The 15,957-nt window shown below is 34.0% G+C and carries 16 protein-coding genes; 10 read left to right on the top strand and 6 right to left on the bottom strand.

The genetic code is table 11. The annotated features are described in order from the left end of the window. Window positions 1–110: 110 nt before the first annotated feature. From IIF7_RS17000 to IIF7_RS16975, 6 genes are all read right to left on the bottom strand, one after another. Window positions 111–1,706 carry an MDR family MFS transporter gene (locus IIF7_RS17000; RefSeq protein ID WP_084842884.1) on the bottom strand — a complete coding sequence of 532 codons (1,596 nt, stop codon included), beginning with the start codon at window positions 1,704–1,706 and terminating at the stop codon, window positions 111–113. A 3-nt stretch (window positions 1,707–1,709) separates the two neighbouring features. Next, entirely contained in the window at window positions 1,710–2,792 is a 1,083-nt protein-coding gene (locus IIF7_RS16995; protein WP_084842883.1) for an HlyD family secretion protein, read from the bottom strand. A 13-nt stretch (window positions 2,793–2,805) separates the two neighbouring features. Further along, window positions 2,806–4,134, bottom strand: a complete 1,329-nt coding sequence (locus IIF7_RS16990; RefSeq protein WP_176218985.1) for a TolC family protein — start codon at window positions 4,132–4,134, stop codon at window positions 2,806–2,808. Next, a complete protein-coding gene (locus tag IIF7_RS16985; RefSeq protein ID WP_245801667.1) occupies window positions 4,124–4,771 on the bottom strand; it encodes a TetR family transcriptional regulator in 648 nt (215 codons plus the stop codon). The genes IIF7_RS16990 and IIF7_RS16985 overlap by 11 nt, the downstream gene beginning before the upstream one ends. Window positions 4,772–4,851: 80 nt before the next feature. Next, the gene (locus IIF7_RS16980; protein ID WP_084842882.1) at window positions 4,852–5,262 is read right to left on the bottom strand and encodes a hypothetical protein; all 411 of its coding nucleotides are present in this window, start codon (window positions 5,260–5,262) and stop codon (window positions 4,852–4,854) included. Between the two features lie 140 nt (window positions 5,263–5,402). Continuing rightward, window positions 5,403–6,122 carry an energy transducer TonB gene (locus IIF7_RS16975; RefSeq protein ID WP_084842881.1) on the bottom strand — a complete coding sequence of 240 codons (720 nt, stop codon included), beginning with the start codon at window positions 6,120–6,122 and terminating at the stop codon, window positions 5,403–5,405. 453 nt (window positions 6,123–6,575) lie between these two features. On the opposite strand from IIF7_RS16975, the gene nusG reads away from it, so the two are divergent. The 10 genes from nusG to IIF7_RS16925 are packed head-to-tail and all read left to right on the top strand — an operon-like array spanning window position 6,576 to window position 15,945. Continuing rightward, window positions 6,576–7,049, top strand: a complete 474-nt coding sequence (gene nusG, locus IIF7_RS16970; protein WP_084842880.1) for a transcription termination/antitermination protein NusG — start codon at window positions 6,576–6,578, stop codon at window positions 7,047–7,049. A gap of 57 nt (window positions 7,050–7,106) precedes the next feature. After that, window positions 7,107–8,420, top strand: a complete 1,314-nt coding sequence (locus tag IIF7_RS16965) for a lipopolysaccharide biosynthesis protein (protein ID WP_084842879.1) — start codon at window positions 7,107–7,109, stop codon at window positions 8,418–8,420. Then, window positions 8,392–9,285, top strand: a complete 894-nt coding sequence (locus tag IIF7_RS16960; protein WP_084842878.1) for a polysaccharide pyruvyl transferase family protein — start codon at window positions 8,392–8,394, stop codon at window positions 9,283–9,285. The genes IIF7_RS16965 and IIF7_RS16960 overlap by 29 nt, the downstream gene beginning before the upstream one ends. Before the next feature lies 1 nt (window position 9,286). Further along, on the top strand, window positions 9,287–10,165 hold the full coding sequence (locus tag IIF7_RS16955; protein WP_084842877.1) for a glycosyltransferase family protein: 879 nt from the start codon (window positions 9,287–9,289) through the stop codon (window positions 10,163–10,165). Window positions 10,166–10,189: 24 nt separating this feature from the next. After that, window positions 10,190–11,044 carry a glycosyltransferase family 2 protein gene (locus tag IIF7_RS16950; protein ID WP_084842876.1) on the top strand — a complete coding sequence of 285 codons (855 nt, stop codon included), beginning with the start codon at window positions 10,190–10,192 and terminating at the stop codon, window positions 11,042–11,044. Window positions 11,045–11,065: 21 nt separating this feature from the next. Continuing rightward, window positions 11,066–12,013, top strand: a complete 948-nt coding sequence (locus IIF7_RS16945) for an NAD-dependent epimerase/dehydratase family protein (protein ID WP_084842875.1) — start codon at window positions 11,066–11,068, stop codon at window positions 12,011–12,013. Window positions 12,014–12,024: 11 nt separating this feature from the next. Beyond that, entirely contained in the window at window positions 12,025–13,128 is a 1,104-nt protein-coding gene (locus tag IIF7_RS16940; RefSeq protein ID WP_176218984.1) for a glycosyltransferase family protein, read from the top strand. A 1-nt stretch (window position 13,129) separates the two neighbouring features. Further along, entirely contained in the window at window positions 13,130–14,221 is a 1,092-nt protein-coding gene (locus tag IIF7_RS16935; protein ID WP_084842873.1) for a glycosyltransferase family 4 protein, read from the top strand. Between the two features lie 37 nt (window positions 14,222–14,258). Continuing rightward, a complete protein-coding gene (locus tag IIF7_RS16930; RefSeq protein ID WP_245801666.1) occupies window positions 14,259–14,840 on the top strand; it encodes an acyltransferase in 582 nt (193 codons plus the stop codon). Further along, window positions 14,797–15,945: a glycosyltransferase family protein gene (locus IIF7_RS16925; protein ID WP_084842871.1), complete on the top strand. Its 1,149-nt coding sequence runs from the start codon at window positions 14,797–14,799 to the stop codon at window positions 15,943–15,945. Before IIF7_RS16930 ends, IIF7_RS16925 begins: the two co-directional genes overlap by 44 nt. Window positions 15,946–15,957: the final 12 nt, after the last annotated feature.

The raw sequence follows: 15,957 nt of genomic DNA, 5'->3' as shown, positions 1-15,957 counted from the left end.
TGATAGTTAAGTGGGGTTGGAAGGTAAAAAAAATAAAAAAGCCACCGCAAGTTGGGGAGCTTGCGATGGCTTATAAAATGCCAATATTTGGCATTTGGGGTAGCAATTTTTTAATGTACAGAACTAGTATCTACTTTTCCTGAACCTTTTTTAATTAAGAGTACAAATGGAACACATATTAAAAATAGAATTCCCAGATAAAGAAATACATCCATATATGAAAGAACAGTAGCCTGTCTCATGATATTTGCATCTAATAAGCTATATGCTTTGTCCAAAGATTCATTAATGCTAAATCCCCTTTGAATAAAATTTTGCTGTAACGCATGGATCCTTTGCTGTACCTGAAAATTAATGGGACTTATATTTGGAATTAATTCTACCCGGTGTTGTTGCGTAAATCTTGAAACAAAGGTGGTAATAATAGCAATCCCAAAAGAACCACCAAGTTGGCGCATCATTCCTGTAAATGCAGCACCATCACCAATATCTTTACCTTTTAAAGTTGAAAGTGATAAGGTGGTAATAGGTACAAATAATAATCCTAATCCAACTCCGCGTACAACCAATGGCCAAAACATATGTTCAGATCCTGTATCTGGCGTCATTAACAAATACATCCATAAACTGTATAAAAAGAATATGCCAAATCCTGCGGCTGCAAGTATTTTTTGAGGCACACCTCGTTCTAATAGTTTACCAATAACCGGCATCATTAATCCTGTGGTAATCGAACTTGGGATAAGTAAAAGTCCGGCATCGGTTGCCGTCCACCCCAAGATAGATTGTGTGTAAATAGGAATAATAAATGTAGATCCAAAAAGACCAAAACCAAGAATAAAAGTAAGTATGGTACCTATGCTTAAATTAGCATCCTTAAGTACTCTTAAGTTCACTACAGGGTATTTATACGTAAGTTCTCGCCAGATAAATAAAACCAGTCCAAAAACCGCCATTATTGATAAAGTTACAATGGTGCCATCTTCAAACCAGTCGTCCTGTTGCCCATGTTCTAATACAAATTGTAATGATCCTATAAAGGTTGCCAGTAAGATAATTCCCCACCAGTCTACCTGATTTGCTTTAAGTTTATCACCATATTTAGGGCTTCTTACAAAAAGAATAGTAAGGAAAGTCGCAATAATACCAAGTGGTATATTAATGTAAAAAATATAAGGCCACGAAAAATGATCTACTAAGTATCCACCCAATGGTGGTCCCAAAGTAGGCCCTACAATTACACCCATACCATAAATAGCTTGAGCCATACCACGTTTCGCTACCGGGTAACTTTCAGTAATAATAGTTTGGGCGGTTACCAAAAGAGCACCACCACCCATTCCCTGAATAAACCTGAAGGCTACCAGCTCCCAGATATTTGTTGCATTTCCGCAGAGAAAAGAGGAAATGGTAAAAACAATGATAGAAGCCGCAAAGTAATTTCGGCGTCCAAACTGTTTAGAAAGCCAACTCGTCATTGGGATAATGATAACGTTGGCAATAGCATAGGCGGTAATTACCCATGCTATATCTGTTAATGTAGCACCAAGACTCCCGCGCATATCGTTAAGCGCAACATTTACAATCGTAGTATCAATAATTTCCAGAAGCGCACATAAAACCGCAGTAATAGTAATGATTACCCTTCTAAAACCATATTCAACCAGGCTGTCTTCGTCTTGTATTTGAGCTTTTTCTTCAGCCATAATTTATTTTAAATGCACGTCTACCAGAACGTTCATTCCAGAGCGTAGACGCTCTAATTTTTCTTTATCATTTTTATCTGAAAATTCTATTTTAACCGGTAATCTTTGTACTGTTTTTACAAAGTTTCCGGTAGCATTATCTGGTGGTAATAAAGAGAACCTTGCACCAGTTGCAGGAGAAAAAGCAGTAATTTTTCCTTCAAATTCGTAACCTGGGTAGGCATCAACTTCAATCCCAACTTTTTGTCCCACGCGCATTTTTTCAAGCTGAGTTTCTTTAAAGTTGGCGATAATCCATTTATCGTTAGTATTTACCAGATAAAAAAGTGATTGTCCCGGTTGGATAAATTGTCCCGGCTGGATATCTACGCTAGATAATTGCCCATCTATAGGAGCGGTTATTACCGTATAATCCATATTTAATAATGCAGCATCTAAAGCAGCTTTTGCGCTTTCTACATTAGCTTCAGCAACGCTAACCTGATTTTCTGAAATTTCTGTTTGAGAAACGGCAGCATTACGTTGGCTGGCAGAAGCTTTTTCCTGATTCTTTAAAATTTCTAATTGTTGCTCAGCTTCTTGTTTTGCCGCTAAAGCCTGTTCGTATTGCTGTTCTGTAATAGAATGATTGGCAAAAAGATTTTCGTAACGTTTAAAATCCTGAGTGGCTCTCCATAATTTAATCTCTGCAGATTTAATATTTCCACCGGCAGATTTGTATTGTGAGTTAGATGCTGCTGCATTTGCCTGGTATGATCCTATGCTTGCTTTTGCAACACCAACCTGACTTTCAGAAGCTAGTAAATTAGCTCTAGCTTGTTGTAACTGTACTTTATAATCGCGACTATCAATTATTAGCAAGGTGTCTCCCTTTTTTACTTTTTGATTATCGCTTACGTACACTTTTTCAACATAACCACTTACATGAGGGATAATTGGGTTCATCTTGGCTTCAATTTGGGCATCGTCGGTCTCTTCGTGAGAAAGGGAATGTATAAACTTGTAGCCACCATATACAATTCCTACCAATATTAATGCTCCTATTATGAAGATAAACTTCTTATTCGCTTTTTTCTTTTCTTCCATCTTAGTAAAAAGATTAGTTATTTTTGAAATTGAATTTATTTGTTAAAAGACCTTCAGCCTGTAATAATTGATAGTATTTTAAGCTAATATCGGCCTGGGCGTTTGTTTTATTTATTTTAGACTGAAGTTGGTCTACATCGGCTTCTAAAAGATCGTTGGTGTCTACTAGACCATTATCGTATTTATCTTTTACGATCCGGTAATTTTCTTCAGCTTGTTCCTGGGATTGGGAGTATACTTCGAACTGTGTTAAGGCTAGCTGATATTCTTCTTTAGCATTTTCAACCTGAATCTTTACATCGTCTTTTGCCTTTGCAATGTTATATTGTAATTCTTCAGCTTTATGTTGTGCCAATTTAACTTCATTTTTGGCTTTAAAAATATTCGAGATATCATAGCTTACACCCACTCCTACATTCATAGCGTTAGTAACAGTTAACGCATTTTGAATATCTAAAGCAGCATAACCACCCAATAAAGCGATAGAAGGATAATAGGCAGCTTTGGCCATTTTTATACTATTTTCTGAAGCTTTTTGTCTATAATCTAAGGCCTCTAAATCTGCACGATGTATGCTTGTATTTTCTACTGAGGGTGTTACTCCAATGGTTTCTTCAGGTAATTTGAAGGTAGAATCTTCAGGAAGTTTTAAAAATGTGGCTAATCTAAAATTTAGAATCCTAACATTTTTTTCGGCTTCTTTTAAAGTAAGATTAATATTGGATTCCTGAAGCTGTGCTTTTAAAAGATCATTGCGAGCTAGAAGTCCGTTTTCTTCCATCGCACTAAAATCTTTCACGCGCTGTTGGGCGCTTTTAAGATTCTCTTTTACAACCGCTACCATTTGCTGTGCCTTATAGAGATTAAGATAAGTGCTTATGGTTTGTAATGCGATGCGCTCTTTTGCACTAGCAGCTTCCAGACTTGTTGCTTCAAAATTGTTCTGACTAGCATTTACAGCATTTTTCAATCTAAAACCAGAAAATATAGGCATAGAAACACTTGCCTGTCCCAGCATAATTTGATTAATATCTGGTGTGCCAACTTCTTCAGTTTCACTATCTGCAGGATCTGAATTTCCTAGCGCAAGTTGCAAATCGATATCTGGGCTGGTAAGATATTGATATTGCACAGAAAGTGAAAATTCTGGATATTGACTGTTTTTAGTAACCTTCAGTTCTTCTGAAGCTGTTTTGATAGTTGTTTCAGCAAGCTTTGCATCGTCACTATTATTAATGGCGATGTTTACAGCTTCTTCAAGGCTTAAATTTTGATTCTCTTGCGAGAAACTTTTTAAACCTAAAAGTAAACAACACACTAACACTAGGGATTTACTCTTCATAGGTTAAAATTGCTTTTATTGTTCTTTGAATATGTTGGGTTAAAGTGGTGAATACAAATTGATCGAAATCTTCTTCCTTAAAAAGACCATGAACTTTTGAGTAGATTTTTTTGTTATAATAGAGATTAAAATAACTACCTAAAATTGTAGGAATTATAAGCTCTATATTAACATCTTTACTAAATATGCCTTCTTTTTGTCCTGCTTCAATAAGCGTTCTAAAGAGTTCCAGATTTTCTTCTTTTTGCTTTAGATAATTCGAGAAATCAATTTTTGGGTTTTCTCTTGAAAATTCAAAATGAACCAGTTTTTGGATTCGGCGGCCTTTATGAATGCGCTTAATTATGATGGCAATAATAGAATCGACTTTGTTCAGGTAAGAGGTTCCATCTGAAATAACCTGATCTATTTCGATTTTAAAGTTCGAAATACGATAGTTAACAATGGTTTCTAATAGTTTTTCTTTACTACCAAAATAATAAGAGATCATGGCGATATTAATATTCGCTGTTTTTGCAATCATTCTTACAGAAGTGCCGTCAAAACCATTTTTAGCAAAGAGTTCTTCTGTAACTTTAATGATGTGTAATTGTTTTTCGCTTAGTTCCATAATCCCTAAATCAATTATTCGGCACAAAATTAAACAATTGTTTAAATCAAACATTTGTTTAATTTTGTTTTAACCTATATCGATGTAGTTGTTGAGAAAAGATGATTTTATACTTCCTCTTGAAGTTCGTAAATGTGCTGAAATGCATCATGTAATGAAGTTACCTGGAATATTCTTCTTCTATAGAACATTCTCTCGAAGATAAGATTCATCATTCCAGAAGGGTGAGGTGTGATTACCGAAAAACTCTTTAAAAAATAACGATTATTGAAAAATTTTAGCCAGTCTTGAGAGACTGTGTAATATTCATTAATTCGGTTAGAGATATAATGAGGGCGGCAATCTTCACCTAAGATCCTTTTGGCGTCGGCGATTACTTTTTCGGCACATTTCCAGTTAAAAGTGATTCCTTCATGCATTTCAGAAACAATAATGTCATCAAAGAAATAGAAAATTCCAAAATCATAATCGATAAATTCGATTACCTGGTCGACATATTTAGAATCTGCAAGTCTCATAACCCAATTACTTAGAGTACATTAAGTTAGTGAATTTTTATAAATTATTTAGGCTGAAAATGCCTAAAATATTGGATTATAAAAAAGAGGCCAGTATCGGCTGGCCTCTATAAAAGTAGTTGTTATATATACTTGTGATTTTAATTTTGTACTTTAAAGTTTATAGGTATTACATAGCGAACAGGTACTGGTTTGCCTCTTTGTTTCCCAGGTTCCATTTTAGGTAACAGTTTAATAACCCTTTTTCCTTCTTCTTCTAGAAGTTTGTGTGGACCTCTTGCTTTAACATTATTTACTTCACCATTTTTATCTATTTCGAACATTATCGTTACTCGATTTATACCGCTTAGGCCTAAATCTTCACCAAGGCCGGTATCGAATCTTTTGCTTATAAAACGAGAGATTTTTTCACTCATACAGGCTTTTCGTTCTTCATTATCGTTTAAGCTTTCGCAGCCTGGAAAAATTGGTACATCTTCGATAAATTCAAAAGGTACAGGTTCTACAGGATCATCATCTGGAGCTTCAATAATTTCGTCTACCTCTATAATATCATCAAGACTAGTTTCTGTAGTTTCTATTTCGTCCTCAGTATCAGGAGATTCATCAGGAATTAGTTCTATTACCGGTGGATCTTTAGGTTTTGGCGGTGGTAAGTCTTCCTGAACCTTTGTTATAGGAATAGCTTCTTCTTCAGTCATTTCTATAGGATCCCATTGTTCTACTTTCGCTTGTTTTGTGTCGTAGGTTTTTAAATTGATCATTAAGTAAGAGAATAGTAAGACGACGATGAGCCCTATTTGTAAAAATAAAACGGTCTTTTTCCTAAGATCTGCCTTTGGGTTCTTCTTTGGTTTCATAATAAAAGAATTTATATTAATAAAAAATGTTACAAATTGAACTTATCAAATCGCTGATAAATAGGGAGGTGGGGACTGTTTTTGGAATAACAATTTTTATGCCGCATAAAACCGTTTAACGTTTATTTAAGGAACATTTTTATCGATAACATGACGTTTTTATCGTTTATGTAGCATTTTGGTGTGTTGAAACATGTTGATTTATAAGTAATTATATGAATTGTAAGATGCTTTGTGGTTTTTGCAGTTTATTTAAGAATCTTATCGAAAAAAGTCTTAAAATTTTAACTTATAGGAAATTAATTCTTTATTTAGATCCCAGATGCAGAAAATAGTAGTTGCTCACGATCTTAAGTGAGTGACGAGGCGAAGCAGTATTTATGCCTCTCATCACCCCTCCCTACAAATACTTTTAGCAAGATTAGAATTTTTTAAACTAAAAAATTATATGCTATGAAATGGTTTGTATTATACACAAAAAGTAGATTTGAAAAAAAAGTAGCCGATAGATTAAGAAATATTGGTTACGAAGTTTATTGTCCTTTGGTAGAAAGAAAAAGTAAATGGTCTGATAGAACTAAGATAGTAACAGATCCACTATTTAAATCTTATGTATTTGTGTGTCATTCTTCCAATCCTAGGACAGAAGTTATGAACGTACCAGGAGTGGTACAATATCTTTATTGGCTTGGAAAACCCGCAATAGTTAAACAACATGAGATTGATACCATTGAAGAATGGTTAAATATGGGAGAGGTAGAAGATTGTAGGATTACAAGTATGTCACCAGGCGATCGAATTAAAGTTAAAAATGGTCTTCTAAAAGGTGAAGATGGAGTAATCAAAGAAATAAATGGAGATACTGTTAAGCTAATTTTGAGTAGTCTTGGATGTACTGTCGTCATCAAAACTTTAAGTTTAGTTTAAGTTTTTATACTAAACCGTTATGTTTAGTTCTTAGTTTACTATTTTATTTCATTATCAATGATTAAAGCATTATTTAGAACCCGTTTCTCTGGGCTCATTTATCATAATTGGTTTAAGATAATAATCGTTTTTATTGCAGGACAAGGGGCCGTGCAGTTTGTTCAGTTGTTAAGCGGGTTCTTTTTAATACATTGGTTATCTGTAGAAGATTATGCGCAGTATAGCATAGCTTTTGCCTTTCAAAGTACTGCACAGGTTTTGGTAGAGTTGGGAGTTTCGGGATCTGTTGTTGCACTAGTAGGTAATAGGATAAATGATAAAGCTGTTTTAGGGAAATATATTAAAGGTGGAAAGTTTTTTAGAAACCGCATGTTGTTTGTGGTTAGCGTAATATGTTTAATTGGGTTTCCGTATATGACCTGGCAGCACGGTTGGCCTATACACATAACTTTTTTCCTATTACTTTGTATACTCCTAAATTTATTTTTTTCGGGAAATACAGCTTTTTACATTACTCCTTTGATGATTCATAGGAAGTTAAAGGATATTTATAACATTCAGCTTACAAGCGGAATTTTTCGACTAATTTTTTTATGGATTGTATATCTACTATCTATTATCAATTCTTGGATAGCAGCCTTAACAACATGCCTAACCGTATTTTACAACGGCGAAAGATTTCGTGAAAAATCAAAGGATTTTATAGAAGAACCGGTTGAGAGTGATCCAGAAACTAGAAAAGAGATTTTAAACTATGTTAAGCCAGTTATACCAGGTATAATCTATTCAGCATTCAGCGCTCAGATCTCGTTGTTTATTATCGGAATTTTCGGAGCTTCTGAAAATATAGCTGAAGTAGGTGCACTAGGAAGACTAGGACAGATATTTATGATTTTTAATATGGCTAGCTCTACACTGGTAGTGCCTTATTTGGCAAGACAATCGAAAAAATATTTGGGTAGAAAGTTTTTAGCTATTTTGGGAATAGGTCTATGTATAGCACTTACACTTATTACTATTGGTTTCGTACTTCCCGAACCGCTGTTATGGATAATGGGAGATAAATATTCTCATCTTAAGGGAGAAGTAGGGTTATTAATACTTAATTCAAGCATCATTTTTATTAATGTCTTGATGTGGGATATGAACTGTTCCAGAAAGTGGTTGTGGTCCTGGATTCCAATTGTGAGCATAAGCTCCAATATATTGCTTCAGGCTTTAATGATTTTTACTATGGATCTAAGTACAACCTATAGTGTCTTAATCTTTAGTGTTATTCTAAGCGTATTTAATCTATTAAATAAAATCCTGGTTACTATAATCGGTTTAAACAAGACAAAAAATGAAATTAATTTATTATCAGAAGAATAAAAATTTCGGAGATGCTCTAAATCCATTCATTTTTAAGAAATTAATCCCTAATTTTTTTGATGAAGACCCTAGTTCGATATTTTTAGGTATAGGTTCTATTCTTCAATTTCATTTTCCTGAGGCACATAAAAAAGTTGTTTTTAGTACAGGTTTTGCTTACGGAAAACTACCAGAAATTAATTCTTCTTATGACGTTATGTGTGTGCGCGGACCGCTAACAGCGAAAAGAATAGGAATAGACCCTAAATTAGGTATTACTGATGGAGCGGCTTTATTGAAGACGTTTGATTTTGGAGAAAAGAAAAAGAAATATAAGGTTTCTTTTATGCCACATCATCAAAGTGATCACAATTATGACTGGAGGAAAGTTTGTAAAGAAGTCGGTTTTAATTATATAGATCCTCTTTCCCCATTTTTAGAGGTAATCGATGCGATTAAATCTTCTGAAGTTATTCTAGCAGAAGCTATGCATGCTGCAATTGTTGCAGATACTTTGCGCGTACCATGGATTCCTCTCAAAATGTATCCTAGTATCAATGAATTTAAATGGAAAGACTGGACCGCTTCTTTGGATATGCAGTATAAACCAAATTATTTAAAAGCCCCATATAATTTAGGTGCGACTTCAGAAAAGATAGCAACTCGTTTAAGTTTAGAAGATGGTTTGCTTTTAAGGGGACTTTCTAAGGTTCATTATAAATACAGTGATATGCTCAAGCGAAATCAATTTGTTGATCAGTTTGGTGATATGTGTAAAGCACCACAATTTTTAAGTGATGAAAAGTTACTTGATGATAAAGTGGGGCAACTTCAGGAGAAAATAGAAGTATTTAAAAGAAAGTATAGTTCACTTTACACGCTATAATATGAAATTAGAGAAAATTATTACACTTGCCAATAGACACGTTAAAATTCAATTTTTAGCAATGGAACGCTCATTAAGAGCTACCGGCTGTGATTTGCCTATATGGGTTATTCCGTTTAATGATGATAAATTCGAACTGCCTGAGAATTCGTTTTGGTGGGAGGAGCAAGAGTTAATTGAATGGACCAAAGAAAATAATATTTTTGAAATGTGTCGGAAATATCAATGCCTGTTAACCAGCAATTATCAGTACGTTGACTCGGATATTGTATTTCTCCGAAACCCACAAGAAGTTTTAAAAGATCACTCTGGATTTATTAGTTCCTGTACACATTGGAATAATCCAGATCACACTTTCAATTCAGAGAGTCGGGATTACTTTAAATCGAAAAGCACAATTTGGCAAAGTTCAATATTCAACGCAGGGCAATTTGCATGCGATCAAATTCTATATACTCTTCAAGATTTAATAGATACTTGTAGGGGGCGATTCAAGAAAACTCTTATAGATGAGATCAATTTGTATAAAGATCAAGTCGCTCTAAACCTATTAGTTAGTTTGACAGGTGTTAAAGTAAACAATTTAACCCTTCCCCCAACGAACATGCAGTCTACTTGGGCTGGCGACTATACAGATGAAAATTTCGAAACTATCTATTGGGATAGGGAAGATCAAAAGCCATATATACTGCATTGGGCAGGTGTTCCAAAATTTATAAAAATTCCGGTGAATAAATACTTTCTCAAATTTCTAGAGCCACACGAAGAAAAGGAATGGAAAGAATTTATAGCAAAAGAAGAAAAACAAAGCAAGAATCTCTCTATACGGAATTTCAAAATTAAAATGCATCGCTTCAAAAAAGCATTGCAAACAGCTTAATCAAGATCTCAATTAAATAATAAGATGAATAATATTTCTATAGTTATTCCAACAAGGCATAGAAATGAACATTTAGAAGAGTGTTTAACATTACTGTCTCCAGATTTACAAAAGTATCCTATAAATAATTATGAAGTTATTGTCTCTGATGATGGTAGTATTACAACAGCAGAGAAGTTAATCCAGGAAAAATTTCCCTGGGTGAAATGGGTTAAAGGTCCACAAAAAGGACCTGCCGCTAATAGGAATAACGGAGTAAAATATGCTAAATTTAATTGGATTGCTTTTACAGATGATGATTGTTTGCCATCTAAAAACTGGTTAAAATCTTTTAGTAGGGCTATTGGAGATTACCCTGAAGGAAATGTTTTTGAGGGAAAAACAGAAGCAGATAGAAGAAAAAAGCGTTTCAATGAGGTAGCTCCAATCAACTCGAATGGGGGATTGTTATGGAGCTGCAATCTTATGGTAAGAAAATCTTATTATTTAAGTATGGGAGGGTATTGTGAAGAATTTAAGTTTGAACTAGAAGACATTGAATTTAGAACTCGTGTTCAAAAGGATAAACAACCAATAATTTTTGTTCCTAAAGCATTTGTTTGCCATCCTTGGAGAAAAATAGATAATAAGTATAAGGTTGAATATGAAAGTGTACTTATTTTTTTGAAAAGACATCCAGACCATCAGAAGCATTACAGTTTAACGACCAGATTAAAGATTATCGCTGTAATGACCCTAAACCTCTTCAAAGATGCTTTTCGTTTTAAATTTAGAGGGATAGGCTATGCAATTGTAGATCTATCTTATGAATTAAGAAGTGCTTTCGTGGTGCACTTTAAAATTGTTGCAAATCAGAAGCAGATTAATAAACCTGCTTAATAATCATTAAAACTTAAAATCATGGCGAAATATTGCGTTTTTGGCGGATTGGGATTTATTGGTAAGTATATCGTAAATCAATTAAGGTCTGAGGGTCATCAAGTGATCGTAATAGGGATGAAAATGCGTAATCTCGAAGATTATTATGATTGGAATGGATTGACATACCTTAAGCTCGAACAAATAATGGAAGGGGTTAATGGAGTTGTAAACTTAGCTTATGCTTCTACACCAAAAACTAGTTTTGACGATCCAATAACAGATATAAAAGATAATCTACCTTCTATTGTGAATTTTCTGGAATGGATGAGTTTATTTTCTGTAAAGAGAATTGTAATGGTGTCTACAGGAGGGGCTATTTATGGGAATACAAATGAAAATCCCATTTCAGAAGCAGCTGCAACAAACCCTATATCTCCTTACGGTATAACTAAACTTGCGGTAGAGAAATATTCCTCTATGTATTGTACTCATAAGAAGTTACCAGTTATAACCGTTAGACCAGGAAATGCTTATGGTGTTGGGCAATCGCCATTTCTGGGGCAGGGATTTATTGCAACTGCAACATATTCTGTTCTGGATCAAAGGGAAATGAAAATCTTTGGTAAAAACGGAACAGTTAGAGATTATATCCATGTTAAGGATGTTGCAAATGGTATTATTGCAGCGCTAAAAAAAGGAAAGATTGGAGAAACCTATAATATAGGAACTGGTAGAGGAGCATCGACCAAATTTGTCTTCGATTATATATCGAAATTAGCCAGAAAGAACGGCTTTTTTTCTCCGAAAGTTCAAATAGAAAAATTAAGACCATTCGATGTGAGAAAGAATATTCTGGATAGTTCAAAACTCAAAAAGGATACCGGTTGGTACCCTCAAGTAAGTTTAGAAGAAGGAATTGAAGAATATTGGAATCACAGTCTTGAGGCTTTTAAGTCTAAAGCCATCGAACGTGTTTTATGGGCTTAAATAATTATAATATGCATTGTGTAAGAGTTATAGATCCGTCAAAAAAGATCGTTATCTTTTTATCAGCGAAAGATGATATAGGGCGTGAAAGAAAAGCATATTATTATGCTTTAAAAAAATATTTTAATGTTGTCTGTTGTATTGATAAAGAACTCGATCAGGTAATTGCTTCTATGGAGTCTCAGGGAGAAATATTCTTAATTCTCTATCCAGACCCTTGCGAGGCCATTATTCCTGAAAATATTTTGAGTCTTAATTATCCTACAGGTTGTTTTCAAATAGACACTTACGATGGAACTAAAGCTAGATTAGACCAATCGATGCTCTTTGATCATGCATTTATATTTCATCCGAAGTATGATAAAATGCTAGAAGGAATGGGACATCCTGGAGTAACTTTACTTCCGCATGCAGTTGAGACGAATCTCTATCCAGAATTTAAAAAAGAAAGAAAATTCGATGTAGGATGGGTTGGTCGTTTAGATGGACCTTTTTATCAAATTCGAAAAGAGCAGGTAGAAGCAATTAGTAAACTTTATATAACCAACGATATTAATAAATTCTATAATCAGGATGAATTAATATCTGTTTATACAAATTCAAAAATTGCTGTCAATATATCGAGGGATGATTATATGATCGATGCGAATTTAAGATGTTTCGAAATTATGGCTTCTGGAGCGCTGTTGATAACAAAAAAACCTACGGAACTAGATGAAATTGGTCTAGTCGCAGGAAAACATTTTGTGACTTACAAAACAACAGAAGACTTACTTCAGAAGATAGCGTATTATTTACAAAATGAGAATGAAAGAAAACGCATCGCTTTTCAGGGATACCAGGCAGTTAATAGGTCTCATGATTTTGTAAATAGAGTAGCGACTATCGTTGATGTAGTCCAGAATAATAACAATAGAAAATTAGCTCCAGCAAGGAATTGGGGAGCGACTAAAAAAAATGAAGTGTTTTTTGAATATTATGCTCATCGTAGAAAGTTATTTAAAGCACTTAAATATGGTATTTATCTATTGAAATCTAGATATAGCCGATCCTTGTATGTCTTCAAGAATTTGGGAAGAATAGTTTTTTTAAACATGAAATTTTATACGAAATAATATGAGTTTAACAATACTTCACGTAGCAGATATAAAGCTTGATCCTTATTCAGGGATGGGAAGGATAGCATATTTTTGGAAAAAAGCTTTTGAAGAAGCAGGTCATCAATTTATTCATTTGGGAAAAGAAAATGTGGTTACAAAGCATCCTTCAGAATTTCCTGGTAAGGCTTTTAAGATATTTAAAGAAAAATTCGGCAAAAAGAAGCCAGATGTTATTTTGGCTCATGAGCCTGTGTCTGGAAAATTTATTGGAACCAATATTCCAATTGCGCTTTTTAGCCATGGAATTGAGCAGCGCGAGTGGAATTTAAGAAATACTTCCTATAAAAAATTTCATGACGAGGTTAGCTTGAGAAGTAAAGTTTTATTTCCAATATGGCGCCTTCGAAACTGTAATAGGGGACTTAGAAAAGCTAATTTATTATTGCTTTCAAATAAAGAAGATCAAAGTTACGCTATAGAAAAGTTTAAAAGACGTATAGATGACATTACAATCTTTAGGAATGGAGTGAAAGAAGACTTTCTAACTCAAAGTGATATCAACATTGAGAACAAACAATGTACTATCGGATTTAGCGCTACCTGGATCAAAAGAAAAGGCACGGGACTAATTATTGAAGCATCAAAGAAAATATTAAAAGATGGAATACCTGTAAGGTGGTTACTGTTTGGAACTGTCTTTCCTAAAGAAGACATCTTAAAACAATTTCCAGAGGAGTTACATCCAAATATTGAGATTGTACCCACTTTTAATTCAGACGAAGAAAAAGAATTGTATGAGCAATGTGATATCTTTATTCTACCTAGTTTCTTCGAAGGACAATCATTAGCTCTTTTACAAGGTATGGCGGCAGGTTTATGTTGTGTAACTTCAGATAATTGTGCTCAAATCGATCTAATCCAGCATAGGGTAAATGGTTTACTCTTTAAAACTGGAGATTATTTAGATCTTACTACTCAAGTAGAGTTAGCCATTAAAAATCCAAAATTTCGAAAAAAATTGGGAGAAAATGCACGGGAGAGTGTGATTGATCGTAGATGGAGCGTGGTATCGAAAGAAGTTGTTAATCAGATAGAGAAGATAGCATAGGTTTATTTAAATGATAATTCATAAGATATTCTTTAAATTGTCATTTTACTATCACCAATGGCTGGCTAAGATTTGTATTCTCCCAGCGGTTTTAGCAGGTTTAAAAATAGGGTCCGATAGTGTAGTAGGAAAAACCTTTTTCTCATGGCCACACCAGGTGAGCATCGGAAAGAATTGTATCCTCGAAAGCTATATAAACTTTAGGTATGATGGTGTTTGGAATCCAGGACCATCAATAGTTATTGATGACAATGTTTATATAGGAGCTAATTCAGAATTTAATATTTGCAGTGATATTTACATTGGTAAAGATGCTTTAATTGCTTCTGGATGTAAGTTTATTGATCATAATCATGGCTACCGTTCTATAAGTACGCCAATTAGATTACAGCCACCAGATGTATCAGCTATTAGAATAGCTAATAATGTTTGGTTAGGGACGAATGTAATAGTTCTAAAGGGTGTTAAGATTGGTTATGGAGCAATTGTAGCAGCAGGTTCTGTGGTTACAAAGTCAATTCCTTCAATGGAAATATGGGGCGGAGTTCCCGCCAAAAAAATTAGTATAAGAAAAGATGAAGACATTAATAATCACATGCGGATGTCTGGAACCTTCTAAAGACGGTATAGGCGATTATTGTTTCAATTTAGCTAAGGCGATAAAACTTTTAGGTGTTAAAGTTGTTTTAGTTAGTATCAACGATTTTTATGTAAAGTCTTTTAGAGAAGAAACCCGGGAAGATATCCAGCTTTGTAGAATTCCCGCAAGAAATAATTGGCAACAAAAATACAGATTATTTAAAAATATATCTGAAACCGTTAGTCCAGATCATATAAGTTTTCAATATGTGATTTATGCTTTTCACAAAAAGGGGCTACCGGTTGTTGCACATCAGTTTTTAGTGGGAATTCTTAAATCTTATGAGGTTAGCATTATGATGCACGAACCTTGGATAGGAAGATCTAAGGAAGATTCATTAAGACATAAGGTAATTGGCTATTTTCAGCAAATAATAATTAAGCAACTAATTAATGGAATCTCACCTATAAAAGTGTTTACTAGTAATATAGCATTTAGTCGCTTACTAAAGGATAATGGGATTCAAAATAAAGTTCTTCCGCTTTTTAGTAATATACCATTTAGTAAAAATGCGTTACAACAGCTGCCTCAGTTGTTCAACGAAAACCAATTATTTCTTTTTGAAAAGTCACTTAAGATTGTTCTTTTTGGAAGAATCCCTTTTAGCTGGCGAAAAGAAGAGTTTGTTAGGTGGTTAGATGGAAAGCACATTACTATAATGGTAGCCGGAAGGTCTGATCAAGATTCTGCCAACAATTTAAGGCATGAAATTAAAGGTTTGAGCGGGAAAATTAACTTTATAGCTTTAGGAGAGTTAAGTAAAGAGCAAGTTTCCACCTTATTACAATATGCAGATGCAGGTTTAGCCTTAACTCCTCCACAAATTTTAGGTAAAAGCGGAGTTGTTGCGGCCTATAAAGAGCATGGTTTACCTATAATATTAGCTGGAAATAATGAGCGATTTTTAGAAACAGACCTAAGCGGTCCAGAGCAATTAGATAAATTAAGTTTAGATATTTCTCTTGATGATCAATTAGAAAAACTTAAACGAAAACCTTCATATTCTGGAGTTCAACTTATTGCTGAAACTTTTTTAAATGGAGTAAGTGATTTGAAAGAAACGAAAAATGCGTATCCCATTTAATTTAACCTTAAA

This window comes from Zunongwangia atlantica 22II14-10F7, from assembly GCF_002094855.1.
Taxonomy (GTDB): domain Bacteria; phylum Bacteroidota; class Bacteroidia; order Flavobacteriales; family Flavobacteriaceae; genus Zunongwangia; species Zunongwangia atlantica.
The sequence above is the reverse complement of the archived record's forward strand: the minus strand, read 5'-3'. Positions and strand labels throughout refer to the sequence as shown.